This is a genomic window from Caulobacter sp. S45, from assembly GCF_009765965.1.
In the GTDB taxonomy this organism is placed as follows: domain Bacteria; phylum Pseudomonadota; class Alphaproteobacteria; order Caulobacterales; family Caulobacteraceae; genus CAHJWH01.
Genome location: NZ_LMUL01000010.1, coordinates 384,404 through 404,593 on the forward strand (window position 1 = coordinate 384,404; position 20,190 = coordinate 404,593).

Genomic DNA, 20,190 nt, shown 5'->3' on the forward strand with positions numbered 1-20,190 from the left:
GAAATCGCGACAGTTTCGCCACGCCCTACCGCGCGGACCGGCGCGCCGCTAAAAGGCGCGCCATGACCGATCCAAATCCGGGCAAGCCCAAGACCGGCTGGCTACAGCGCCTGACCAGCGGGCTGCAGCGCTCCTCGCGCCAGTTCACCGACCAGGTGGTCTCCACCTTCACCAAGCGCGCGCTGGACGAGGCGGCGCTGGACGAACTCGAAGAGCTGCTGATCCAGGCCGACCTGGGCGTGGACGCCAGCGCCCGCATCGTGGAGGCTTTCGCCCGCGAGCGCTTCGGCGGCATGGCCACCGACGCCGAGATCAAGGAGACGCTCGCCGGCGCCATCGCCGAGGAGCTGCGCTCGCACGCAGGCCGGTTCGATCCGCTGGCGGGACCCAAGCCCTATGTGGTGCTGCTGGTGGGGGTGAACGGTTCGGGCAAGACCACTACGCTGGGCAAGATCGCCGCCGATCTCAAGGAGCGTGGGGCCAAGGTGCTGATCGCGGCCGGCGACACCTTCCGCGCCGCCGCCATCGAGCAGCTGCAGGTCTGGGCCGACCGCTCCGGGACGCCGATCTTGATCAAGCCGCCGGGCTCCGACGCCGCCGGCCTCGCTTTCGAGGCGGTCACGCGCGCCAAGGCCGAAGGGCTCGACGTGGTGCTGATCGACACGGCCGGGCGTTTGCAGAACAAGACCGGGCTGATGGAAGAGCTGGCCAAGATCGTGCGCGTGCTGAAGAAGATCGACGTGGCCTATCCCCACGAGACTCTGCTGGTGCTCGACGCCACCGTGGGCAAGAACGCCATGAGCCAGGTCGAGGTGTTCACCAAGATCGCCGGCGTCACCGGCCTGGTGATGACCAAGCTGGACGGCACCGCGCGCGGCGGGGTGCTGGTGCCCCTGGCCGAGGCCAGTTCCGCCCCGGTGAAGTTGATCGGGGTGGGCGAGGGGATCGACGATCTCCAGCCGTTCGACCCCGAAGCCTTCGCCCGCTCCCTCGTCGGCCTCGGCCCCAAGGAAAACGCATGAGCCCCGACACCCCCTCCACGACGCCGTCGCCCGGTCCGAAGTCCGGCAATCCGACCCCATGGGTGCGCATGGCCATCGACTATGCGGGGCCGGCGGCCTTCATGATCGCCTTCTTCGTGACCCATAACCTGCTGACCGGCACCTGGGCGCTGGTGGCGGTCTCGGCGGCGGCGCTGGTGGTCGGCTTCGTGATCGAGCGCAAGATCGCCCCTTCGCCGCTGATCTGGGGGCTGGCGGCGCTGGTGTTCGGCATCCTGACCCTGGTGTTCCACGACCCGCGCATCATCAAGATGAAGACCACCTTCATCGACGTGGCGCTGGGGGTGACGATGCTGGGCGGCTGGGCCATGGGGCGCAGTCCGATCAAGCTGCTGATGGGCCAGGCGATCGCGCTCAGCGAGGCGGGCTGGCGGCGGCTGACCCTGCGGTTCGGCTTCTTCTTCCTGGTCATGGGCGTGGCCAACGAGGTGATCTGGCGCACTCAGCCCGACGCGGTGTGGGTGATGTTCCGCTTTCCGGGGCTGCTGATCCTGTCGCTGTTGTTCTCCGCCACCCAGATTCCCGGCATGATGAAGGACGCCCAGGCAGCCGAGGCGGCGGTGCGGCTGGCCGAAACGCAGGAATAGCCGTCCGCCTGCTGCGTATTGTCGTGAAATCGACGCGCAACATCGATATCGTCCCGCGTCGGAGGAATCCGATGCCCAAGACGCACCGCCCGTCCGTACCCGCCCTGGATCGCTCGCCCAGCCATCTGCTGCATCGCGCGCTCCAGCTGGCCCTCGACATCTATACGGTGGAGACCGGCCCGGTTTCCCTGACCCAACGGCAGTACGCGGTGCTGAGCGCCGTGGCCGCGCAGGAGGGCCTGACCCAGACCGATCTGGTGCGCGCGACCGGCATCGACCGCTCGACCCTGGCCGACATGGCCGCCCGCCTGATCGCCAAGGGATATCTGGTGCGTGAGCGTTCGGCCTCCGATGCGCGGGCCAATACGGTGAACCTGACCCCCGAGGGCCGCGCCGTGCTGGAAGCCGCCCGTCCGCGGGTGGAGGCGGCCGACCGGCGTATCCTCGAACTCCTCGGCGCCAAGAAGCGCGAACCCTTCGTCGACGCGCTCCGCCGCCTGGCCCGGGCGGGCGAAGTCGCCCTGTTGCCCGATGTCGCGGCGGTCGAGAAGAAGGCCAAGCGCCATGACGACGAGGCGGAGGGCCGAGGCAAGAAGCACAAGGCCGGCAAGAAAAAGAAGAAGTTGAAGCTCCAGGCCGAGCCCACGGCTGAGCCTGAAGCCCAGCCTCAGCCCAAGATCGAAATCGTCACACCGTGATGTCGAGCAGCGAGCCGGGCCTGAGCGGTCGGCTCGGCGGATTGTTCGGGTCCAGCGCCTGGGGCTTCACGCTCGCGCGAACGGGCGTCGCGGCCACGGTCGCGACCGGGGCGACGGCGGCGATCGCCGCCTGAGGCGCGGCCGCCGAAGACCCGTTCAACGCCGCCTGGAAGAAGGCCTTCTGCGCCGCTTTGACGGCTCCGCTACGCGCGGGGACGGTGGTTTGGGGGACAGGCGATGTCCCGATAGGGCTGCGGGCGCCGACCATGGCGCATCCTCCGACTCAACACGTCTAGCAGGGCTTAAGGGTGGGGACCCTGAACCCCGGCGTCAACGCCTTGAAAACGAATGGGCGTTCACGCCGGTTTCTGTCGCCTAGACGCCGCCGGCGATGTGCGGCTTGAACAGGCCGGTGGGCGAGGCGGTGAAGATCTCCACCCCATGCTCGGTGACGCCGATCGAATGCTCGGCCTGGGCCGACAGCGACTTGTCACGGGTGACCGCCGTCCAGCCGTCGCTCAGCACCTTCACCGCCGGCTTGCCGAGGTTCACCATCGGCTCGACGGTGAAGAACATGCCGGCCTGCAGCTTGGCCCCTTCGCCCCGGCGGCCGTAGTGCAGCACATTGGGGCTGTCGTGGAACACTCGCCCGACCCCGTGGCCGCAGAAGTCGCGCACCACCGAGCAGCGGTTGGCCTCGACATAGCTCTGGATGGCGTAGCCGATGTCGCCCAGGGTGGCGCCCGGCTTGATCGCCGCCAGGCCGCGCGCAAGACCTTCATAGGTGATGTCGACCAGGCGGCGGGCGCGGGCGGCGACCTCGCCCACCCCGTACATGCGGCTGGTGTCGCCGTGCCAGCCGTCCTTGATCACGGTCACGTCGATGTTGACGATGTCGCCCTCGCGCAGCGGCTTGGGTCCGGGAATGCCGTGGCAGACCACGTGGTTGGCCGAGATGCAGACGGTCTTGGTGTAGCCCCGGTAGCCCAGGCAGGCGGGCAGGGCGCCGTGGTCCAAGGTGAACTCGCGGGCGAGGTCGTCCAGGTGCTCGCTGGTGACGCCCGGCTGGACGTGGGGGATCAGCATGTCCAGGCACTCGGCGGCCAGGCGGCCGGCGGAGCGCATGCCGGCGAAGTCTTCGGCGGTGTGGATCTTTATCCCACCGGTGCGGACAGGCATGTCGGCGAGGGCGTCGAGGGTCATGGGCGTGTCTCTGGTCCGCTGGCGCGCCACGCCGGGGAGGGCGCAGCACGCTTAGGATCGCGTTGAGGTCGATGTCGCAAGACTAACATAGAACTTCCGCGCCGTTTCAAAAGGGCGCTCCGCCGCCTGTCCGCCTGCGCACGGGCGGATCGACGTTCTATTTGCGGCCGCCGTCAAAAGCGGCCCGGGTGCGAATCAAAAGCGTCCGCCGCATCGGCCTATGGGAAGATAATTTCGAGCAAACGAGGCGGTGGGGATCGATGCGAGCTTGGCTTTAGGAGGAAAGCGTATCCCAACCGTGGTTGATTTTGAAACTTGCAGAGGGTTTGGCGAGTTTAGCTATTGGAAAAATAATGCGAAGGACCACCGGGATGCGAACTTTGATTATCGCCGGAACTGTTTTGCTGCTGACAGCTAGTGTTGGCCAGGCGCAGACGACGGGGGCGGGCTCCAGCTCCACTTCGAGCACAGGCTCCGCGTCGGGCGGCGGCGCCATGACCTCTCCAGGCACGGGAGCCGGTTCCAACATGCCCGGCGCCGCCACGAGCTCTTCGCCCAGTTCCAGGACCCGGAGCGGGCGGACCCAGAACACCGCCGGTTCGCCCTACGCCGGCGGCCCGACAGCCGGTACGAGCGCCACCTCGCCCAACAACGTGCCGGGCGCGGGGATGAATATTCCTCCGACCTACGGAACGGGCGCGAACGGGATGACGCCGGGCACGACCACGCCCGGTGCTGCGGCGGCTCCCCCGATGTCGTCGGCCCCGCCTGTGACCTCGGCCGGCCCGCACTAGACGCCGACGTTCTGGCCCCTACGGCGCGGTCAAGGCGCACCGTGGGGAAGGCGGCGGCCGACGACGATTTCCTCCGTGCTCATCTTGCAGGCGTAGACCAGCACTTCCAGGCCGGCTGTTATCGCCCCGGCGAGAGCTGTGGCGAAGGCTGGGTCCAGGTCCGCCGCCACCGCGAAGCGATCGCAGTCCGAACGCTGGACGACGAACAGCAGCACCGCCCGGTCGCCGTCGGCGAGCCGCGCGCTCAGTTCGCGCAGGTGCTGGACCGAGCGGGAGGATACGCAGTCCGGCCATTCCGCCAGGCCGGCTTGACGCGACAGAGTCACCGACTTCACCTCGACCCAGGCCGGCGGCTTGCGCGATTGCGCGGTGGGCGAGGACAGCAGGAAGTCCACCCGGCTCTTCTCGCCGTATTTCACCTCGGCCCTCACCTCGGCATAGCCTGCAAGCTCGGGAATCAGGCCCAGCGCCAGGGCCTCGGCCGTCAGCCGGTTGGGCAGCATGGTGTTGACCCCGATCAGCGCGCCATCGGCCTCCACCAGTTCGAGCGTGTGCGGCAGCTTGCGGGTCTTGGCCTCGCTGCGGGAGGTCCAGACCGTCATGCCCGGATCGGCCATCCCCAGCATCGAGCCGGGATTGGGCACATGGACGACTTCCTCGCGGCCGTCGTCGAAGACCACGTCGGCGAGGAACCGCTTGTAGCGGCGCAACAGGGTCGCGCGGTGCAGGGGTGGCAGGCGCATGGCTTACGGGGTCAACTCAGGGCGTTGCGGCAGGCGGCGGCCATGGCGAAGGGCGCGAGCGCCGCGGCCGCCAGGCTGTAGGCGGTCAGGAACAGCAGGCCGGAGCGCCAGTCGAGCCCGCCGGCCAAGGCGCTGACCGAGCCCGCGCCGAAGATCACCAGGGGCGCGAACAGCGGCAGCACGATCACCGCCACCAGCACTCCGCCGCGCCGCGCGCCCAAGGCCAGCGACGCCCCGATCCCACCGACGAAGGCGAACCCCAGCCCACCGAGCAGGGCGGTCAGCACGGTCAGGCCGGCCAGGCTCGGCGACGCCCCCAGCGCGATGGAGACGATGGGCGCCAGGACCGCGAGCGGCAGCCCATTGCCCACCCACTGGGCGGCGCACTTCACCGCCGCCACCGCCTCCAGCGGAGTCGTGCCCAGGCTGAGCAGGTCGAGCGCCCCGTCCTCGAAATCCCGCTCGAACAGGCGTTCCAACGACAGCAGCGAGGACAGGGCGAGCGCCGCGAACGCCGCGCCGGGCGCCACCGCCGCCAGCCGCTGGGGCGACGGCCCTTCGGCCAGCGGCAGCAGGGTCGATAACCCGACATAGAAGGCGCCGGCGAACAGCGGGCCGCCGCCGCGTCCCCACGCCAGGGTCAGCTCGCGGCGGAACAGGGCGGTCAGCGCGCTCATGCCCGACCCAGGGAGACGGCGCGGGTGGGGACGGGCAGGGGATCGTGCACCGCCGCCAGGATCATGCCGCCGCCGTCCAGGTGCACGCGCATCAACGCGCCGAAACGGGTGCGGCGCGCGGCGTCGAGCGGGGCCAGCGGTTCGTCCAGCAGCCATAGCCCGCGCGGGGCGGCGATCAGCCGGGCCAGGGCGAGGCGGCGTCGCTGGCCGGACGACAGCTTGCGCACCTCCAGCGCCAGCAGGGGCTCCAGTTCCAGCGCCTGCACCGCGTGGGCGCGACCTTCGTCCATGCCGCCGAGCCAACGGGTCCAGAAGTCCAGTTCCTCCGCCGCCGTGCGGCCGGGTTTCAGCCCATCGTGATGGCCGAGCAGGTGCAGGTCGCGGGCGCGCGCCTCTTCGGGGTCGATCTGGCCGCTCGGGTCATGGAAGACGATCCGTCCCGCCGCCGGCGGCAACAGTCCGGCCACCGCGCGCAGCAGGCTGGTCTTGCCCGCGCCATTGGCTCCGGTCAGCGCCACGGCCTCGCCCGCCTCCACCGTCAGGTCGAAGCCGTCGAACAGCGGGCGCTCGCCGCGGACAAGGGCCAGGGCCTCGATGGACAGGCGCGAGATCATCACCTCGCCTGTAGAGCAATTCGCGCCGCCGTCGAACAGATGTCGGCGGGCGGCCCTGCTTGCGCGCCGGTCGGTCGGAGCGCATGTTTTCGCCATGACCGATGCAGCCCAGCGATATCGGACGTTCCGGGACTTCTATCCCTTCTATCTCACCGAGCATGTGAGCCGCACGAGCCGCCGCCTGCACGTGGTGGGGACCAGCCTGGCGATCGCCTGTCTGCTGGCGGCGATCCTGGTGGACTGGCGCTTCGCCCTGGCGGCGCCGATCATGGGTTACGGCTTCGCCTGGACGGGGCACTTCTTTTTCGAGAAGAACCGGCCGGCGACCTTTCAGTACCCGCTGTTCAGCCTGATGGGCGATCTGCGCCTGTTCGGCGAGACGGTGATGGGTCGGCGGCGCTGGTGAGGTGTCGCTGAGAGGGTCTGCGTGCTTCGAGACGCGGCTCACGCCGCTCCTCAGCATGACGAAGGTTTTTGCAGTCCCCCCAACCTATATCATCCTGAGGAGCCCCGAAGGGGCGTCTCGAAGGACGCACGAGCGTTCGCGAGGGGAGCCAACCGACGTGACCGACCGTTAAGGTGCGTCGGCGCGCCGCGCCTGCTATGACGATGGTTCGAAGATCGCCAAAGGGGCTCAACTTGCGTCGTTTCTCTCGGATCGCCGTCGTTCTCGCATTTCCGCTGGTGCTCGGCGGCTGCGGCGTCAACACCATTCCCACCCTCGAAGAGCAGGCCAAGACCCAGTTCGCCAACCTGCAGGCGCAGTACCAGCGCCGCGCCGATCTGATCCCCAATCTGGTGGCGACTGTCAAAGGCTACGCCGCCCAGGAGAAGAGCGTGCTGGTGGAAGTGACCCAGGCGCGCGCCTCGGCCACCCAGGTCCACGTCGACCCGTCGGCCGTCAACGACCCCGCCCAGCTCAGCAAGTTCGCCGCCGCCCAGAACGGCCTCAGCGGCGCGCTGAGCCACCTGCTGGTGGCCAGCGAACGCTATCCCCAGCTTCAGTCGGATCAGAACTTCCTGGCCCTGCAATCGCAGTTGGAGGGGACCGAGAACCGGATCACCATCGCACGGCGCGACTACAACAAGGCGGTGCAGGCCTACAACGTCACCCTGCACACCTTCCCTGGCGTGTTCTGGGCCTCGACCCTTTACCATGCCGAAAAGCCGATGGCTTTGTTTCAGGCGACCGACACCGCCCAGAACGCTCCCTCGGTGAGCTTCGACGCAGCCCCGCCCGCAGCCCCTGCCGTCAGCACAGCCCCGGCGGCCAATACGGCGCAGTAGGGTGATCTCCTTGCGCGAGCGGCGGGCGAGCGGGCTCGGCGCCTGGACGGCGGGCCTGCTCGCCGCCTTCGCCCTGCTGTTCGCGTTCGCGGTTCCGGCCATGGCCGCACCGACCTTCCCGCCCCTGACCGGGCGGGTGGTGGACAATGCGCACGTGCTGACGCCCGAGATCACCGCCGCCCTGACCCAAAAGCTTGCCGCGCTTCAGCAGAAGAACGGGCGTCAGGTCATCGTCGTCACCCTGGCCTCGCTCCAGGGCGACGACATCGAGGACTACGGCTACCAGCTCGGCCGCGCCTGGGGGATCGGCCAGAAGGGCAAGGACGACGGCGCCCTGTTCATCGTCGTGCCCGGCGAGAAGAAGGTCCGCATCGAGGTCGGCTACGGTCTGGAGCCGGTGCTGACCGACGCCCTGTCGAGCGTGATCCTGCAGACCCAGGTCCTGCCGCACTTCCGCGACGGCGACATCCCCGGCGGGATCACGGCGGGGACCGATGCCATCGTCCAGCAACTTGGCCTCAGCGACGCCGACGCCAAGCAGCAGGTCGCGCAGGCGGTGAAACGTCCGCGCCCGCGCCATCACGAGACCATCGGGTCGATCTTCTCGCTGCTGCTGATCCTATTTGTGATCGGCGGCTTCCTGCGGGGCGGGCGGCGCGGCGGCGGCATGGGCTGGGTGCTGCCGATGATGTTCCTCGGCGGGGCTTTCGGCGGCCGCGACCGCGACGACGACTGGGGCGGCGGCGGTGGGGGCGGCGGCGACAGCTTTGGCGGCGGCGGGGGCGGCTCCTTCGGGGGCGGCGGCTCGTCGGGCAGCTGGTGAGGGGCGGACAGGCCGATGCTTAGCGAAGCCGATCACCAACGCATCGCCGCAGCCGTCGGCGCGGCCGAGGCGCGCACCACTGGCGAGATCGTCTGCATCATGGCGGGCGAGGTCTCCAACTATCGCGAGGTGCCACTGGCCTGGGCGGCGGCGATCGCCTTGCTGGCCCCGCTGGCGGCGCTGATGCTGGGGGTCGATCCGGCGGTGCTGACGCCCTGGCGCCACGACTGGACCGTCAGCCACGCCTCCGCGCTCGGCAGCGCCCTGACCCCGACGCTGGAGGCCTTCGTGGTCGCCCAGGCGGTCCTGTTCGCGGTGGTGGCGGGGCTGGTCTCCATCCCCCAGGTCCGCCGCGTGCTGACGCCGACCCCCTTGAAGCATCACCGGGTCCATCGCGCGGCCTTGCAGCAGTTCCTGGCCACCGGCCTGCACGTCGCGGCCGGGCGGACGGGGGTGGTGATCTTCGCCTCGCGCCACGACCGGCGGGTGGAACTGCTGGCCGACGACGCCATCCATGAGGCGGTAGGCGACAAGGTGTGGAACGCCGCCGTCGCCGCGGTGCAGGACGGCATGAAGCGGGGCGATCCGGCCTCGGGCTATGTCCGCGCGATTGAGCTGTGCGGCGACGCCCTGGCCGAGCACTTCCCCTCGACCGGCCCCCACGAGAACACGATCAGCGACCGCCTGTTGGAGCTGTAGGCCATGCTGGCGATCCTGCAGGCGCGCATGAGCTCCACCCGCTTGCCGGGCAAGGTGCTCATGCCCCTGGCGGGCGAGCCGATGATCGGCCGCCAGATCGAGCGGCTGCGGCGCGCGAAGGGCATTTCCGCCATCCTGGTCGCCACCAGCACGCGCGCCGACGACGATCCGCTGGTCGGCTACGTTGCGGGGCTTGGGGTCGAGGTGTTCCGGGGCGACCTGGACGATGTGCTGGACCGTTTCCGCCAGGCGCTGAGCTGGCAGGGCGATCCCGAGCAGTTCCTGCGCCTGACCGCCGACTGCCCCCTGGCCGATCCCGAGGTGATCGACCTGTGCATCCGCCGCCATCGTGAGCGTGACGCGGACTACACCCACAACTCGGTGGACGGCACCTATCCCAAAGGGCTGGACGTTGAGGTCTGCCGCACCTCGGCCCTGCTCGCCGCCTGGAGCGAGACCCAGGACCCCTACGACCGCGAGCACGTCACGCCCTTCATCTATCGCCGGCCCGAGCGGTTCCGGGTGGAGGTGGTCGTCCACGACCCGCCGCTCCGCTGGCGCTGGACGGTGGACACGCCGCAGGACTACGCCTTCGCCAGCGCCGTCTACGACGGGCTCTACGCCGCCAAGCCGGACTTCGTCATGCAGGACGTGCTGGACTGGCAGGCCGCCAATCCCGGTCAGGCGATCCCCAATCCGGTCGAGGCGGCGTGAGCGTCCATCTGCGGCGGCTGGCGCATCAGGATGGCGAACGGGTGCTGGCGTGGCGCAATTCCTCCGAGATCGCCGCCTACATGTATTCCGACCATCTCATCGGCCCCGAGGAGCACGCCCGCTGGCTGGCCTCGGCCCTGGAGGCGGACGACCGCAGGTTCTGGATCATCGAGCTGGACGGCGCGCCGGTGGGCCTCGCCAACCTGGCGCGGATCGATCTGGCCGACAGCCGCTGCGAGTGGGCCTTCTACCTCGCCGATCCGTCGACGCGGGGACGGGGCGTGGGCGCCTGCGTGGAGTATCTGGTGCTGGGCTGCGTGTTCGAGCGGTTGGAGTTGAACAAGCTCTGGTGCGAGGTGCTGATCGAGAACGCCGGGGTCTGGCGGCTGCACGAGGCGTTCGGCTTCACCCGCGAGGCGCTCTACCGCGATCACGTACGCAAAGGCGGCGTCTGGCGCGACGTGGTGGGGTTGGGCCTGCTGCGACGCGAATGGCCCGAGGCCAAGGCGCGGGCCGAGGCGCGGCTGGGCAAGGCTTTCGACCTGTCGGCGCTGTCCATCGAGGGGTGAGGTTGAGGCGGCGTGCGTGCTTCGAGACGCGCTCCGTTGGAGCGCTCCTCAGCATGACGAAGGTTTTATGGACGCGCTCTTATCGAGTGTGTCTCCCACAACATTCGTCATGCTGAGGAGCCCCGAAGGGGCGTCTCGAAGCACGCAGTTCGGCGCCGCCGTTCTCAGATCAGCGCCAGTATCGCGTCCGCCGCCCGCCCCGCGCCCTGACCGTCGCAGAGCGCGCGTGAGGCCGCCGACAGGTGCAGCCGAACCTCGGGCCGCAACAACTCTCCAAACGCCGCTGCGAACCGCTTGTCGAAGCCCGCATCGGCCGTGTCGGCGGCGAGCAGGACGCCGGCGCCGGCCAGGTTACGGATCATCTCGCGCTGATTGTCGGCGACGATGGCGGCGAGCGTCGGCAGGCCAAGCGCGCAACGCTCCCAAGTGCTGGACCCGCCGGCCCCCACCGCCACGTCCGCCGCCCGCATCAGCGCCGCCACCTCGCGGGCGTCGGGATGGATGTGCAGGCCCGGGTCCGCCTCGGCCATGGCCGTCAGGGTGGGGAGGCTTTCGGCGTCGCTCGCCAGGGCCACGTCGAAATGGACCGCCGGTGCGAGGGGGCGCAGGACGCGCACCGCCCGTGCGGCGATCCCATCCACATCGCTGAGGCCGAAGGAGACGAACACCCGTCGCACTTCGCCGGCATGGGAACCTGCATCCGCTTGCGCCAGCGTGGCCACGTCGGGGCGGACCAGGGCGTAGGCGGGGCCGAGCGCCAGCCGGCAAGTCTGCGGAACCCGCCCGGCGTAGTCCGCCTCGTCGCGCCCGAGGCCGGGGTCGATCAACAGGTCGCAGGCGTAGGTCCGGTCGGCCAGATCGTCGATCACCACCAGCACCGGGATCCGCTCGCGCAGGGCTGCGACGCGACCTGCATCGAGACCGTAGTCGTCCAGCACCACCGCCCCAGCCTGGAAAGCCGCCGCCGCCTCGACCAGCGAAGCCGGATCGTCCGAACGGTCGAACAGCGGCCATGCCGCGTCGGCATTGGAGAACCGCTCGATCAGTTTCCGACCGCTCTCCGCCACGGCGAAGGCGCACGTCGCGCCCCGCTCCTGGAGCGCCATGGCCAGTGTCAGGTCACGCATCACATGGCCGCCGCCCACGCCCGCGCCGGAGGCCGGGGCGAACAGGATTCTGGGTCTAGCCGCCTGCGCCATGCGCCCTCATAGCCGATCATCCCGGGTGGTCGATGACGGAGCCTAGGCTATCGTGGGGCGATGAACATCTTCGTCCTCACCGGCGCCGGGGTCTCGGCCGAGAGCGGCCTTGGCACCTTCCGCGACACCTCGGGGCTGTGGACGCGGTTCGATCCAGCGAAGCTGGCCACGCCGGAGGCGTTCAAGCGCGATCCGGCCCAGGTCAACGCCTTCTACGACGCCCGCCGCGCCAACCTGCGCGGGGCCCAGCCCAATGCGGCGCACTTCGCCCTGGCGGACCTGCAGCGGCGGTTGGCGGAGACGGGCGGGCGGCTGTTCCTCTGCACCCAGAACATCGACGATCTGCACGAGCGGGCCGGCGCACAGCACGTGGTCCACATGCATGGGGAGCTGTTCAAGGCGCGCTGTCCCGGCTGTGAGGCCGTGGTCGACTGGCGCGACGACCTGAGCGGCGCACGGTGCGCCGACTGTGGCGGGGGGTTACGCCCGCACGTGGTCTGGTTCGGTGAGACGCCCTTGGAGATGGACGCGATCTACGACGCCCTGGAGGAGGCGGACCTGTTCGTCGCCATCGGCACCTCGGGTTCGGTCTATCCGGCGGCGGGGTTCGTCAGCGAGGCGCGGCGGGCGGGGATACGCACCTGCGAGATCAACCTGGACCCCTCCGACAACGCGCGCGCCTTCGACGAGCGCCGCTATGGAGTCGCGAGCGAGATGGTGCCGGCCTGGGTGGAGGACGTGCTGGGCGGCCGCTGATCGTCACGTCGCGCGGTGGCTGCCCCTGCCTCCTTCGAGACGCCCCTTCGGGGCTCTTCAGGATGGTGGACTTCAACAACATTCGTCATGCTGAGGAGCGGCGTGAGCCGCGTCTCGAAGCACGCAGAACGGCGCAAGCCTTAACCCCAGTGGCGAACGGGGCCGACGTCCACGTGGATGAAGTCCGAGGTGGGGTAGTAGCCGACGCCGCCGCGTTGCAGCGCCAAGGCCGCCTTGTGCAGGTGGGCCAGCTGGACGTCGGGCAGGCGGACGTCGATGGCCATGCCGCGCATGTGGTAGCTGTTGCTGGCCACGCCCGAGGAGGCTTCGTGCAGCATCTCGTTGGTGTGCGGCGAGCGGTAGCCGGAGATGATCTGGAACGGCTCGCGGCTCTCCACCGTGGTCGACAGCGTGTGCAGCAGGTCGAACACGCGCGGGTCCATGAAGTGGACGTCGCCGGTGCGGAAATCGCGCAGCACGTGGTTCATCGCGGCCAGGGCGTCGGGCACGTAGGCGCCGTTGTCGAAGTAGATGGTCTCCAGCGACTCGCCGGTGTGCAGGTTGTGCACCGCGACCTGGCGAACCGCCGCCTGGAGCGAACCGCCGACGGAAGCCTGCGACCCGTAGTAGCTTTCGGCGTAGGAGCCGTGGCAAAGCCCGCGCGAGGGAAGCGCAGCGACGCCTGCGGCGGCTGCGCCGCCCAGAGCTCCAAGACGAAGAATTTCGCGTCTTGCGTACATACTCACTCTCACGCGGACCCGCGCCCCAGAAATTGACTATGGGAGTCGGTCATTTTTGCCGACGAGGCAGAATGTCTCAGGATCAAGTTGTTATGCAGTTAAGCGTCAAGGTTTTCAGATGATGAATCACGACTTTTGGCCCCGCTGACGAGTCCCAGGAGTTTGCGGTCCCAGTCGTAGGCGTCGCCCCTGAACTGCACGGAGCCGGCGTTGTCGACGAACGCAGTCCAATACAGGATAAAGACCGGGATGGGTTGGGCGAGGGCGACGCGGATGGTCTTGTCGCCCGCCACGGTCTCGTCGATACGGGTCGGCGGCCAGTCGTTATTGCCCTCCAGCAGCAGGTTGGTCAGCGCTTTTGGCTGTTCGAGTCTCACGCAACCGTGACTGGCCAGCCGGCTGGTGCGGGCGAAACCGGACTGGGCCGGGGTGTCGTGCAGGTAGACGCCGAAGGTGTTGGGGAAGTCGAACTTGAACCGGCCGAGCGCGCTTTTGGGGCCGGCCTTCTGCACCAGCCGCACCACCCCGTCGTCGCCCTTGCGGACCTCGTACTGGTTGCGCGCCAGATAGCCCCTGTCACGCGCCGCCTTGGGGAACAGTTCCTTCTTGGCGATCGATTCCGGCACGTGCCAGGGCGGGTTCAGCACGATGCTCTGGATCTGCGAGGCAAGCATGGGCGTGCTGTCGGCGGGACGCCCCGCCACCGCCTTCATGGCCATGACCGGTTTGCCGTCGCGATAGATGGCCAGCACGGCGGCGGCGATGTTGACCTGGATGCGGGTCTGCGGAAGCTCGCGCGGCAGCCAGCGCCAGCGTTCCATATTGGCCTCGATCTGCAGCACCCGCTGGCCCTTGGGCGCGTTCAGGGCCGCAAGCGTCGGCGGCCCGACGATCCCGTCCGGGCCGAGGCCGCAGCGCCGCTGGAACGCCTGCACCGCCTGCACCAGGGCGGCGTCGTAGAGCTTGGGGTCCTTGGGAGTCGGGATCGGCGGAGCCGGAGCGCCTGTGGGCGAGGGCGGGGTTTCGGCCTGCAGGCGCGCGCGCAGGATCGGCACGCGGGGGTCCTTGGCGCCCAGCTTCAGCGGCGCGCCGTCCGGGATGGTCTTCCAGTCCTTCAGCGCGCGGTAGCGGACGAGCGCCTTGCGCAGTCCCTGATAGCCTTCGTAGTGCGGCGGCAGGCTGTCGAGCCATGCGCCCAACCGGTCGGTGGAGACGGCGGCGACGAACTCGGGCTCCGGGTCGTAGGCGGCGGGACGAACGGACCACTCTTCGGGGAAGGCGGAGAGCGCGATGCGCTGGCCGCGCTGGGCGCGCGCATAGTCCAGGATCGCGGTCTTCAGCAGGTCCTGGGCATGGGGGGCCTGCAGGTCCTCGCCATGGAGCAGGGCGGCTAGTTCGGGGGAGACGAATTCGTTGCGGCGGAAGCCGTGGGTCTCGGCGTCGGCCAGGGCCTTGACCAGGATGTCGGCTTCACGTGGGGACAGGGGCGTATGCACAGGCGCCCGGTGGGCCGGTTGCGGCCGCGGGGCGGGCGTCGCCGGAGGCGTGGCGGGGTCGGGCTGGGCCAGGGCGGCGCGCAGGCCCGTCGTCGCCAGCAGCACGCCCGCAGCGCCGGTCAGCACGGCGCGACGATCCGCACCAAACGCTGTCCGATTGGTCATGAGACACCTCCAGCCCCGGAGCATAATCGATTCATGCCGAATCGATCAGGTCCGCGGGCCCCGGCGAAGAGGGTTAGCAGCCGCCGAAACGGGTTTCCACTTCCGGCGATCACCCCTCTAGGCGGCCAAGCGTCGCGAATGGACGGCGAAGTGGGCCTCCAGCACGCAGGCCACCGAGGCCGACAAGCGCCGGCCGGTGGGCAGGTCGAGGAATTCGTTCGGCCCATGGGCGTTGGAGTGCGGGCCGAGCACGCCGGTGATGACGAACTGGGCGTCGGGGAACTTCTCGCCCAGCATGCCCATGAACGGGATGCTGCCGCCTTCGCCCATCATCGCGGCCGTGCGTCCGAAGGTGGCTTGCGAGGCGGCGTCGATGGCCTGCTCCAGCCAAGAGGCCAACGGCGGGGCGTTCCAGCCGCTGCCGGCCTTCTCCAGGCTGAACTCGACCTTGGCGCCGTAGGGCGGATCGCGCTCCAGCAGGTCCTTGACGAAGGCGCCGGCCTTTTCGGCGTCGAGCGTGGGCGGCAGGCGCAGGCTGAGCTTCACCGCCGTGAACGGGCGCAACACATTGCCCGCGCTCTCCAGCGCCGGCAGCCCGGCCACACCGGTGACCGCGAGCTGGGGCCGCCAGGTGCGGTTCAGGATCAGCTCGACCGGGTCGTGGCTCACGGGCTGGCCGCCGGGCGGGAAGGGGAACTTGGTGTAGAGTTCCTCGCCGAGCGCTTTCGCCGCGCGCTTCGCCTGCTCGATCCGCTCGGGCGGGACTTCGGCGTGGAGTTCGGGGGGCCTGATCTGGCCGGTCTGCTCGTCCTCCAGCCGCGACAGCAGTTGGCGCAGGATGCGGAAGCTGGACGGCACGACGCCGGACGCGTCGCCGGAGTGGACGCCTTCCTCCAGCACCTGGACCTTCAGCGTCCCGCCGGTCATGCCGCGCAGCGAGGTGGTCAGCCAGAGCTGGTCGTAGTTGCCGCAACCGGAGTCCAGGCACACCACCAGCGACGGCTTGCCGATCCGCTGGGCCAGGTGGTCGACGTAGAACGGCAGGTCGTAGCTGCCCGATTCCTCGCAGGCCTCGATCAGGATCACGCAGTGGGCGTGGGAAGCGCCCTGCTCGTGCAGGGCCGAGATGGCGGCCAGCGCGCCGAACATGGCGTAGCCGTCGTCCGCTCCGCCCCGGCCGTACAGCCGCTCGCCCTTGATCACCGGGGTCCAGGGACCCAGGCCCTCGCTCCAGCCGGTCATCTCAGGTTGCTTGTCCAGGTGGCCGTAGAGCAGCACGGTCTCGTCGCCCTGGCCGGGGACGTCGATGAAGATGACGGGCGTGCGGCCGGGCAGGCGCACCACCTCCAGCGTCGCGCCGGGCAGGGCCGCGACCTTGGGCCTAGCCCAGTCCTCCAGCAGCTTCACCGCAGCGTCGAGGTGGCCATGCTCGACCCACTGGGGATCGAAGGCCGGGGACTTGGCGGGGATGCGGATGTAGTCGACCAGGGTCGGCGTGATCTCGTCGTTCCAGGTCCGGTCGACGAAGGTCTGCAGCCGCGCGAGGTCCATGGAAGGCTCCTGATCCGTAGGCGCCCTACCTATGACCGCTCGGGGCCGGCGTCCAGCGCGGCGGCGGGGGCGTCGAGGCGCTTGGCCATGCGGAAGTTACGCAGATCCTGGCCACGCCGGTGGACCGTCTGGGCTGCGATCAGCTCGAACCGGAAGCGTTCGAAGGCGGGACGGGCGGTGAGACTGGCCTCGGTATGTAGCCGCGTGAGGCCGTGGCGTCGCGCCGCTCGCTCGACCTGTGCGACCAGGGCTGTGGCCACGCCCATGCGCTGGAAGTCGGGATCGACGAAGAGGTGGTCGAGGTGGCCGTCGGCTTCCAGATCGGTGAAGCCCGCCAAGCGGTTGTCGATCCAGGCGGTCCAGGTCTCGGCGGCGGCGAGGCGTGTGCGCCAGTGGTCGAGGTTGGTCTGGTCCGGCGCCCAGGCGCGCACCTGGGCTTCGGAATAGTCGCGCCGGGCGACCTGGCGCACCGAGCGGTGGAACAGCTCGGTGATCCCGGCGGTGTCGTCCGGCGTGTAGGGGCGGATGTCGATGGAGATCATCCCCTCTCCCCTTGTGGGAGAGGGAGGGGCCCAGCCATGCTGGGAGGGTGAGGGGTCTCGCTGCGACAGGCGGCAAGCATGCATCGACCCCTCAACCTTCCCACGCGTCTATCGACCCGCGGGCCCCTTCCTTCTCCCGCAAGGGGAGAAGGAAAACCTACTTCTCCAGCGCGGCCATCAGCTCCGGTACGGCGGTCTTGTAGTCCTGGACCAGGCCGTAGTCGGCGATCTGGAAGATGGGGGCGTCGGCGTCCTTGTTGATGGCGACAATGACCTTGCTATCCTTCATGCCGGCGAGATGCTGGATGGCGCCGGAGATGCCGACGGCGATGTACAGGGCCGGCGCGACCACCTTGCCGGTCTGACCGACCTGGTAGTCGTTGGGGGCGTAGCCGGCGTCGACCGCCGCGCGCGAGGCGCCGACCGCGGCGCCCAGCTTGTCGGCCAGGGGCTCGATCACCCGTTGGAATTCCTCCGCCGAGCCCATGGCGCGTCCACCCGAGACCACGATCTTGGCCGCACCCAGTTCGGGGCGCTCGGACTTGGTCACCTCGTCGGCGACGAAGCTGGCGGTGACCGAGGCGGCCGGCGCGTCGACGCTCTCGATGGTCGCTGAGCCGCCCTCGGCCGCCACGGCCTTGAAGGTGGTGGGGCGGATGGTGGCGACGACCTTGGCGTCGGTGGTGGTCACCGTCTCCAGCGCGTTGCCGGCGTAGATCGGGCGCACGAAGGTCTTGGCGTCGATCACCTCGATCACGTCGGAGACCTGCATCACGTCGAGCAGGGCGGCAATGCGGGGGAAGGCGTTCTTGCCGGTGGTGGTGGCGGGCGACAGGATCGCGTCGTAGTTCGCGGCCAGGGGCAGGACGGTCGCGGCGATGGCCTCGGCCACCGCATGGTCGAGCGCTTCGCTCTCGGCTTTGAGCACCTTGCGCACGCCAGGAATCTTGGCGGCTTCTTCGGCCACGGCCTGGACGCCGGAGCCCACCACCAGCACGTCGATCTCCCCGCCGATGGCCTGGGCTGCGGCTATGGTCTTGTGGGTGGTGTCGCGCAGGGCGGAACGGTCGTGGTCGGCGACGACGAGGACAGCCATCAGATCACTCCCGCTTCGGTCTTCAGCTTGGCCACCAGCTCATCGGCGGAGGCGACCTTGATCCCGCCCGAGCGCTTGGGCGGCTCGGCGACCTTGACCACCGTCAGCCGCGGCGTGATGTCCACGCCGTAGTCGGCCGGGGTCTTGGGCTCGATCGGCTTCTTCTTGGCCTTCATGATGTTGGGCAGGGACGCGTAGCGCGGCTCGTTCAGCCGCAGGTCCACTGTCACCACCGCTGGCAGCTTGGCTGACAGGGTCTGCAGGCCGCCGTCCACTTCGCGCGTGACCGTGGCCACATCGCCCGCGATCTCAAGCTTGGAGGCGAAGGTGGCCTGGGGCCAGCCCAGCAGCGCCGCCAGCATCTGGCCGGTGGCGTTGTTGTCGTCGTCGATGGCCTGCTTGCCCATCAGCACCAGGCCGGGCTGTTCGGCCTCGACCACCGCCTTCAGCAGCTTGGCCACCGCCAGCGGCTCGACCCGCTCGTCGGTGACGATCACGATGCCCCGGTCCGCGCCCATGGCAAGCGCGGTGCGGATGGTCTCCTGGGCCTGCTGCGGGCCGATGGAGACCACCACGATCTCCGACACGATCCCCTTCTCCTTCAGACGCACCGCCTCTTCGGTGGCGATCTCGTCGAACGGGTTCATGCTCATCTTGATGTTGGCGAGGTCCACGCCGGACTGGTCGGGCTTCACCCGGACCTTCACGTTGTAGTCGATCACCCGCTTCACGGGCACCAGCACCTTCATAGGCCTCACCTGGAATTCGGCGCGCGTGGGCCGCGCGGCTTGCATATCGGGTCCGTCTCAAAGCCTTTACGCTTACGTCATGTCAAGCGCGGGCGATTGAACGTGGTTGTCTTGTCGCGCCCGCATGGACTTGTCCTCGGGCGCGCGAGGTCCCATTAAGACAACCCATGAACCGCCTTCTCGGTCGCGTACAGCTCCTGTTCCTCGGCGTCTTCGCCGTGTCCGTCGCGGGCATCTGGGCCTATCAGAGCCTGTACGTGGCGCCGGCCAAGGCGTGCGAGAGCTCGGGCAACTGGTGGGACCCGGCGTCGCGCACCTGCGGACATGTGATCTATCTACCCGACGTCACCCATCGCGTGGCGGGGTCCAAGACGCCGGTGTATCCGGGCCTGCCCAAGTCGGCGGACCAGGCGTCCCAGGCCACCTCGCTGCGTCGCTAGTCTAGCCTCAGCGGGTCGCGCCGGGGCGCCACAGCACTTCGGCCGTCCCCTTGCCATTGGCGTAGCGGGCCATCACGAACAGCAGGTCCGACAGGCGGTTGAGGTATTTCAGCGCCGCATCGCTGCCCCGCTCGCCGTCCTGGCCCGCCAGCCGCGTCGCCACCCGTTCCGCCCGCCGGCACACCGTGCGCGCCAGGTGCAGGTAGGTGGCCGCGGGCGATCCCGCCGGCAGGATGAAGCTGGTCAGCGGGGAAAGCTCGGCGTTCAGCTGGTCGATGTCCTGCTCCAGCCGGTCGACCTGAGCCTGGACGATGCGCAGCGCCTCCCAGCCCAGGGGTTTGCCCTCGCGCTCCGGGGTGGCGAGATCGGCCCCGAGATCGAACATCTCGTTCTGGATGCGGGCCAGCATGGGGTCGAGCGTCTCATCGCCGGCCGTGTGCAGCCGCACCAGGCCCAGGCAGGCGTTGGTCTCGTCGACCTCGCCATAGGCGTCCACGCGCAGATCGTACTTCTTGACCCGCTCGCCGGTGGCCAGGCCCGTGTCGCCGGCGTCCCCGGTGCGGGTGTAGATCTTGTTCAGCACGACCATGGCGGCCTCCTAGTGGTGGCTGGCCTTGTAGATGAAGCCGATGACGATCAGCACGATGGCCACCGCCTGCGACATGACCCGATAGCGCATGAACTTGTTGGAGTTGGCGCGCGCGTATTCGCCGCCCTTGAGCATGGAGAACACGCCCAGGCCCAGGCTCGCGACCACCGCCAGCATGGCGACGGCGATCAGGATGTTGATGAAGATGTCCATCGCCGGGACTTATGACGTTCCGGGGTCGGGCGCCATAGGCGGATGGGGCGGACCTTGAACCCCTCCCCCTCGAAGGGGGAAGGGCAGGGATGGGGGTGAGTGCAGGCCGGCGCCGGGTGGATGCTGAAGGCGGCGCCGCCTCACCGGTTTCTGCGTGGGCGATAGTGTGCGCACCCCCGTGCGCC

General features: G+C 69.2%; 26 protein-coding genes. 12 read left to right on the forward strand and 14 right to left on the reverse strand.

What is annotated here, in order from left to right; all coding sequences use genetic code 11:
• Positions 1-62 precede the first annotated feature (62 nt).
• From ftsY to GSQ87_RS06265, 3 genes are all read left to right on the forward strand, one after another.
• Positions 63-1,022 carry a signal recognition particle-docking protein FtsY gene (ftsY, locus tag GSQ87_RS06255; protein ID WP_158914342.1) on the forward strand — a complete coding sequence of 320 codons (960 nt, stop codon included), beginning with the start codon at positions 63-65 and terminating at the stop codon, positions 1,020-1,022.
• Positions 1,019-1,648, forward strand: coding sequence for an inner membrane-spanning protein YciB (locus GSQ87_RS06260; RefSeq protein WP_158914344.1), 630 nt, complete (start codon positions 1,019-1,021; stop codon positions 1,646-1,648). Before ftsY ends, GSQ87_RS06260 begins: the two co-directional genes overlap by 4 nt.
• Before the next feature lie 71 nt (positions 1,649-1,719).
• A complete protein-coding gene (locus GSQ87_RS06265) occupies positions 1,720-2,346 on the forward strand; it encodes a MarR family winged helix-turn-helix transcriptional regulator (protein WP_158914346.1) in 627 nt (208 codons plus the stop codon).
• Here GSQ87_RS06265 and GSQ87_RS06270 read toward each other — a convergent pair.
• Positions 2,336-2,614 carry a hypothetical protein gene (locus GSQ87_RS06270; protein ID WP_158914348.1) on the reverse strand — a complete coding sequence of 93 codons (279 nt, stop codon included), beginning with the start codon at positions 2,612-2,614 and terminating at the stop codon, positions 2,336-2,338. The genes GSQ87_RS06265 and GSQ87_RS06270 overlap by 11 nt on opposite strands.
• 107 nt (positions 2,615-2,721) lie before the next feature.
• A complete protein-coding gene (gene map, locus GSQ87_RS06275; protein ID WP_158914350.1) occupies positions 2,722-3,549 on the reverse strand; it encodes a type I methionyl aminopeptidase in 828 nt (275 codons plus the stop codon).
• A 371-nt stretch (positions 3,550-3,920) separates the two neighbouring features.
• Here map and GSQ87_RS06280 point away from each other — a divergent pair, with 371 nt between their 5' ends.
• Positions 3,921-4,343, forward strand: coding sequence for a hypothetical protein (locus GSQ87_RS06280; protein ID WP_158914352.1), 423 nt, complete (start codon positions 3,921-3,923; stop codon positions 4,341-4,343).
• Positions 4,344-4,372: 29 nt separating this feature from the next.
• On the opposite strand, the gene sfsA is transcribed toward GSQ87_RS06280, so the two are convergent.
• From sfsA to ccmA, 3 genes are read right to left on the reverse strand one after another with little or no spacing between them, the layout of a single operon-like run.
• Positions 4,373-5,086 (reverse strand): DNA/RNA nuclease SfsA, encoded by a 714-nt coding sequence (gene sfsA / locus GSQ87_RS06285; RefSeq protein WP_158914354.1) that lies wholly within the window; start codon positions 5,084-5,086, stop codon positions 4,373-4,375.
• 11 nt (positions 5,087-5,097) lie between these two features.
• Positions 5,098-5,763, reverse strand: a complete 666-nt coding sequence (gene ccmB / locus GSQ87_RS06290) for a heme exporter protein CcmB (RefSeq protein WP_158914356.1) — start codon at positions 5,761-5,763, stop codon at positions 5,098-5,100.
• Positions 5,760-6,377, reverse strand: coding sequence for a heme ABC exporter ATP-binding protein CcmA (gene ccmA, locus GSQ87_RS06295; RefSeq protein ID WP_158914358.1), 618 nt, complete (start codon positions 6,375-6,377; stop codon positions 5,760-5,762). The genes ccmB and ccmA overlap by 4 nt, the downstream gene beginning before the upstream one ends.
• A gap of 94 nt (positions 6,378-6,471) precedes the next feature.
• On the opposite strand from ccmA, the gene GSQ87_RS06300 reads away from it, so the two are divergent.
• The 6 genes from GSQ87_RS06300 to pseH all read left to right on the forward strand — a co-directional run bounded on the left by GSQ87_RS06300 (position 6,472) and on the right by pseH (position 10,469).
• Positions 6,472-6,783 carry an Mpo1-like protein gene (locus GSQ87_RS06300; RefSeq protein WP_158914360.1) on the forward strand — a complete coding sequence of 104 codons (312 nt, stop codon included), beginning with the start codon at positions 6,472-6,474 and terminating at the stop codon, positions 6,781-6,783.
• A 203-nt stretch (positions 6,784-6,986) separates the two neighbouring features.
• Positions 6,987-7,664 carry a LemA family protein gene (locus GSQ87_RS06305; RefSeq protein ID WP_158914362.1) on the forward strand — a complete coding sequence of 226 codons (678 nt, stop codon included), beginning with the start codon at positions 6,987-6,989 and terminating at the stop codon, positions 7,662-7,664.
• 1 nt (position 7,665) lies between these two features.
• Positions 7,666-8,487: a YgcG family protein gene (locus tag GSQ87_RS06310; protein WP_254062755.1), complete on the forward strand. Its 822-nt coding sequence runs from the start codon at positions 7,666-7,668 to the stop codon at positions 8,485-8,487.
• Between the two features lie 15 nt (positions 8,488-8,502).
• Complete coding sequence (locus GSQ87_RS06315; protein ID WP_158914364.1) at positions 8,503-9,186, forward strand: TPM domain-containing protein; 684 nt, start codon at positions 8,503-8,505, stop codon at positions 9,184-9,186.
• Positions 9,187-9,189: 3 nt separating this feature from the next.
• Positions 9,190-9,900, forward strand: coding sequence for a cytidylyltransferase domain-containing protein (locus tag GSQ87_RS06320; protein ID WP_158914366.1), 711 nt, complete (start codon positions 9,190-9,192; stop codon positions 9,898-9,900).
• Complete coding sequence (gene pseH, locus GSQ87_RS06325; protein WP_158914368.1) at positions 9,897-10,469, forward strand: UDP-4-amino-4,6-dideoxy-N-acetyl-beta-L-altrosamine N-acetyltransferase; 573 nt, start codon at positions 9,897-9,899, stop codon at positions 10,467-10,469. Before GSQ87_RS06320 ends, pseH begins: the two co-directional genes overlap by 4 nt.
• Before the next feature lie 164 nt (positions 10,470-10,633).
• Here pseH and pseG read toward each other — a convergent pair whose 3' ends face one another.
• A complete protein-coding gene (pseG, locus tag GSQ87_RS06330) occupies positions 10,634-11,668 on the reverse strand; it encodes a UDP-2,4-diacetamido-2,4,6-trideoxy-beta-L-altropyranose hydrolase (protein ID WP_158914370.1) in 1,035 nt (344 codons plus the stop codon).
• A gap of 60 nt (positions 11,669-11,728) precedes the next feature.
• On the opposite strand from pseG, the gene GSQ87_RS06335 reads away from it, so the two are divergent.
• The gene (locus GSQ87_RS06335; protein ID WP_158914372.1) at positions 11,729-12,424 is read left to right on the forward strand and encodes an NAD-dependent deacylase; all 696 of its coding nucleotides are present in this window, start codon (positions 11,729-11,731) and stop codon (positions 12,422-12,424) included.
• Between the two features lie 140 nt (positions 12,425-12,564).
• On the opposite strand, the gene GSQ87_RS06340 is transcribed toward GSQ87_RS06335, so the two are convergent.
• From GSQ87_RS06340 to GSQ87_RS06365, 6 genes are all read right to left on the reverse strand, one after another.
• Positions 12,565-13,164, reverse strand: a complete 600-nt coding sequence (locus GSQ87_RS06340; protein ID WP_158914374.1) for a DUF882 domain-containing protein — start codon at positions 13,162-13,164, stop codon at positions 12,565-12,567.
• A gap of 98 nt (positions 13,165-13,262) precedes the next feature.
• On the reverse strand, positions 13,263-14,825 hold the full coding sequence (locus GSQ87_RS06345) for a murein L,D-transpeptidase (protein WP_158914376.1): 1,563 nt from the start codon (positions 14,823-14,825) through the stop codon (positions 13,263-13,265).
• Positions 14,826-14,942: 117 nt separating this feature from the next.
• Complete coding sequence (locus GSQ87_RS06350) at positions 14,943-16,376, reverse strand: M20 family metallopeptidase (protein ID WP_158914378.1); 1,434 nt, start codon at positions 16,374-16,376, stop codon at positions 14,943-14,945.
• 29 nt (positions 16,377-16,405) lie between these two features.
• Positions 16,406-16,918 carry a GNAT family N-acetyltransferase gene (locus tag GSQ87_RS06355; protein ID WP_158914380.1) on the reverse strand — a complete coding sequence of 171 codons (513 nt, stop codon included), beginning with the start codon at positions 16,916-16,918 and terminating at the stop codon, positions 16,406-16,408.
• 157 nt (positions 16,919-17,075) lie between these two features.
• Positions 17,076-18,014 carry an electron transfer flavoprotein subunit alpha/FixB family protein gene (locus tag GSQ87_RS06360; RefSeq protein WP_158914382.1) on the reverse strand — a complete coding sequence of 313 codons (939 nt, stop codon included), beginning with the start codon at positions 18,012-18,014 and terminating at the stop codon, positions 17,076-17,078.
• Positions 18,014-18,763 carry an electron transfer flavoprotein subunit beta/FixA family protein gene (locus GSQ87_RS06365; RefSeq protein ID WP_158914384.1) on the reverse strand — a complete coding sequence of 250 codons (750 nt, stop codon included), beginning with the start codon at positions 18,761-18,763 and terminating at the stop codon, positions 18,014-18,016. The genes GSQ87_RS06360 and GSQ87_RS06365 overlap by 1 nt, the downstream gene beginning before the upstream one ends.
• A 167-nt stretch (positions 18,764-18,930) precedes the next feature.
• On the opposite strand from GSQ87_RS06365, the gene GSQ87_RS06370 reads away from it, so the two are divergent.
• Positions 18,931-19,203: a hypothetical protein gene (locus GSQ87_RS06370; protein ID WP_158914386.1), complete on the forward strand. Its 273-nt coding sequence runs from the start codon at positions 18,931-18,933 to the stop codon at positions 19,201-19,203.
• 7 nt (positions 19,204-19,210) lie between these two features.
• Here GSQ87_RS06370 and GSQ87_RS06375 read toward each other — a convergent pair whose 3' ends face one another.
• Together GSQ87_RS06375 and GSQ87_RS06380 are read right to left on the reverse strand one after the other, a co-directional pair.
• Positions 19,211-19,792, reverse strand: coding sequence for a cob(I)yrinic acid a,c-diamide adenosyltransferase (locus GSQ87_RS06375; protein WP_158914388.1), 582 nt, complete (start codon positions 19,790-19,792; stop codon positions 19,211-19,213).
• A 9-nt stretch (positions 19,793-19,801) separates the two neighbouring features.
• Entirely contained in the window at positions 19,802-20,005 is a 204-nt protein-coding gene (locus GSQ87_RS06380; RefSeq protein WP_158914390.1) for a twin transmembrane helix small protein, read from the reverse strand.
• Positions 20,006-20,190 lie beyond the last annotated feature (185 nt).

What these genes read in the sequence shown, in the direction of transcription:
- ftsY (WP_158914342.1), top strand. Translation starts at nt 63, where the DNA reads ATGACCGATCCAAATCCGGGCAAGCCCAAGACCGGCTGGCTACAGCGC.
- GSQ87_RS06260 (WP_158914344.1), top strand. Translation starts at nt 1,019, where the DNA reads ATGAGCCCCGACACCCCCTCCACGACGCCGTCGCCCGGTCCGAAGTCC.
- GSQ87_RS06265 (WP_158914346.1), top strand. Translation starts at nt 1,720, where the DNA reads ATGCCCAAGACGCACCGCCCGTCCGTACCCGCCCTGGATCGCTCGCCC.
- GSQ87_RS06270 (WP_158914348.1), bottom strand. Translation starts at nt 2,614, where the DNA reads ATGGTCGGCGCCCGCAGCCCTATCGGGACATCGCCTGTCCCCCAAACC.
- map (WP_158914350.1), bottom strand. Translation starts at nt 3,549, where the DNA reads ATGACCCTCGACGCCCTCGCCGACATGCCTGTCCGCACCGGTGGGATA.
- GSQ87_RS06280 (WP_158914352.1), top strand. Translation starts at nt 3,921, where the DNA reads ATGCGAACTTTGATTATCGCCGGAACTGTTTTGCTGCTGACAGCTAGT.
- sfsA (WP_158914354.1), bottom strand. Translation starts at nt 5,086, where the DNA reads ATGCGCCTGCCACCCCTGCACCGCGCGACCCTGTTGCGCCGCTACAAG.
- ccmB (WP_158914356.1), bottom strand. Translation starts at nt 5,763, where the DNA reads ATGAGCGCGCTGACCGCCCTGTTCCGCCGCGAGCTGACCCTGGCGTGG.
- ccmA (WP_158914358.1), bottom strand. Translation starts at nt 6,377, where the DNA reads ATGATCTCGCGCCTGTCCATCGAGGCCCTGGCCCTTGTCCGCGGCGAG.
- GSQ87_RS06300 (WP_158914360.1), top strand. Translation starts at nt 6,472, where the DNA reads ATGACCGATGCAGCCCAGCGATATCGGACGTTCCGGGACTTCTATCCC.
- GSQ87_RS06305 (WP_158914362.1), top strand. Translation starts at nt 6,987, where the DNA reads ATGGTTCGAAGATCGCCAAAGGGGCTCAACTTGCGTCGTTTCTCTCGG.
- GSQ87_RS06315 (WP_158914364.1), top strand. Translation starts at nt 8,503, where the DNA reads ATGCTTAGCGAAGCCGATCACCAACGCATCGCCGCAGCCGTCGGCGCG.
- GSQ87_RS06320 (WP_158914366.1), top strand. Translation starts at nt 9,190, where the DNA reads ATGCTGGCGATCCTGCAGGCGCGCATGAGCTCCACCCGCTTGCCGGGC.
- pseG (WP_158914370.1), bottom strand. Translation starts at nt 11,668, where the DNA reads ATGGCGCAGGCGGCTAGACCCAGAATCCTGTTCGCCCCGGCCTCCGGC.
- GSQ87_RS06335 (WP_158914372.1), top strand. Translation starts at nt 11,729, where the DNA reads ATGAACATCTTCGTCCTCACCGGCGCCGGGGTCTCGGCCGAGAGCGGC.
- GSQ87_RS06340 (WP_158914374.1), bottom strand. Translation starts at nt 13,164, where the DNA reads ATGTACGCAAGACGCGAAATTCTTCGTCTTGGAGCTCTGGGCGGCGCA.
- GSQ87_RS06345 (WP_158914376.1), bottom strand. Translation starts at nt 14,825, where the DNA reads ATGACCAATCGGACAGCGTTTGGTGCGGATCGTCGCGCCGTGCTGACC.
- GSQ87_RS06350 (WP_158914378.1), bottom strand. Translation starts at nt 16,376, where the DNA reads ATGGACCTCGCGCGGCTGCAGACCTTCGTCGACCGGACCTGGAACGAC.
- GSQ87_RS06355 (WP_158914380.1), bottom strand. Translation starts at nt 16,918, where the DNA reads ATGATCTCCATCGACATCCGCCCCTACACGCCGGACGACACCGCCGGG.
- GSQ87_RS06360 (WP_158914382.1), bottom strand. Translation starts at nt 18,014, where the DNA reads ATGGCTGTCCTCGTCGTCGCCGACCACGACCGTTCCGCCCTGCGCGAC.
- GSQ87_RS06365 (WP_158914384.1), bottom strand. Translation starts at nt 18,763, where the DNA reads ATGAAGGTGCTGGTGCCCGTGAAGCGGGTGATCGACTACAACGTGAAG.
- GSQ87_RS06370 (WP_158914386.1), top strand. Translation starts at nt 18,931, where the DNA reads ATGAACCGCCTTCTCGGTCGCGTACAGCTCCTGTTCCTCGGCGTCTTC.
- GSQ87_RS06375 (WP_158914388.1), bottom strand. Translation starts at nt 19,792, where the DNA reads ATGGTCGTGCTGAACAAGATCTACACCCGCACCGGGGACGCCGGCGAC.
- GSQ87_RS06380 (WP_158914390.1), bottom strand. Translation starts at nt 20,005, where the DNA reads ATGGACATCTTCATCAACATCCTGATCGCCGTCGCCATGCTGGCGGTG.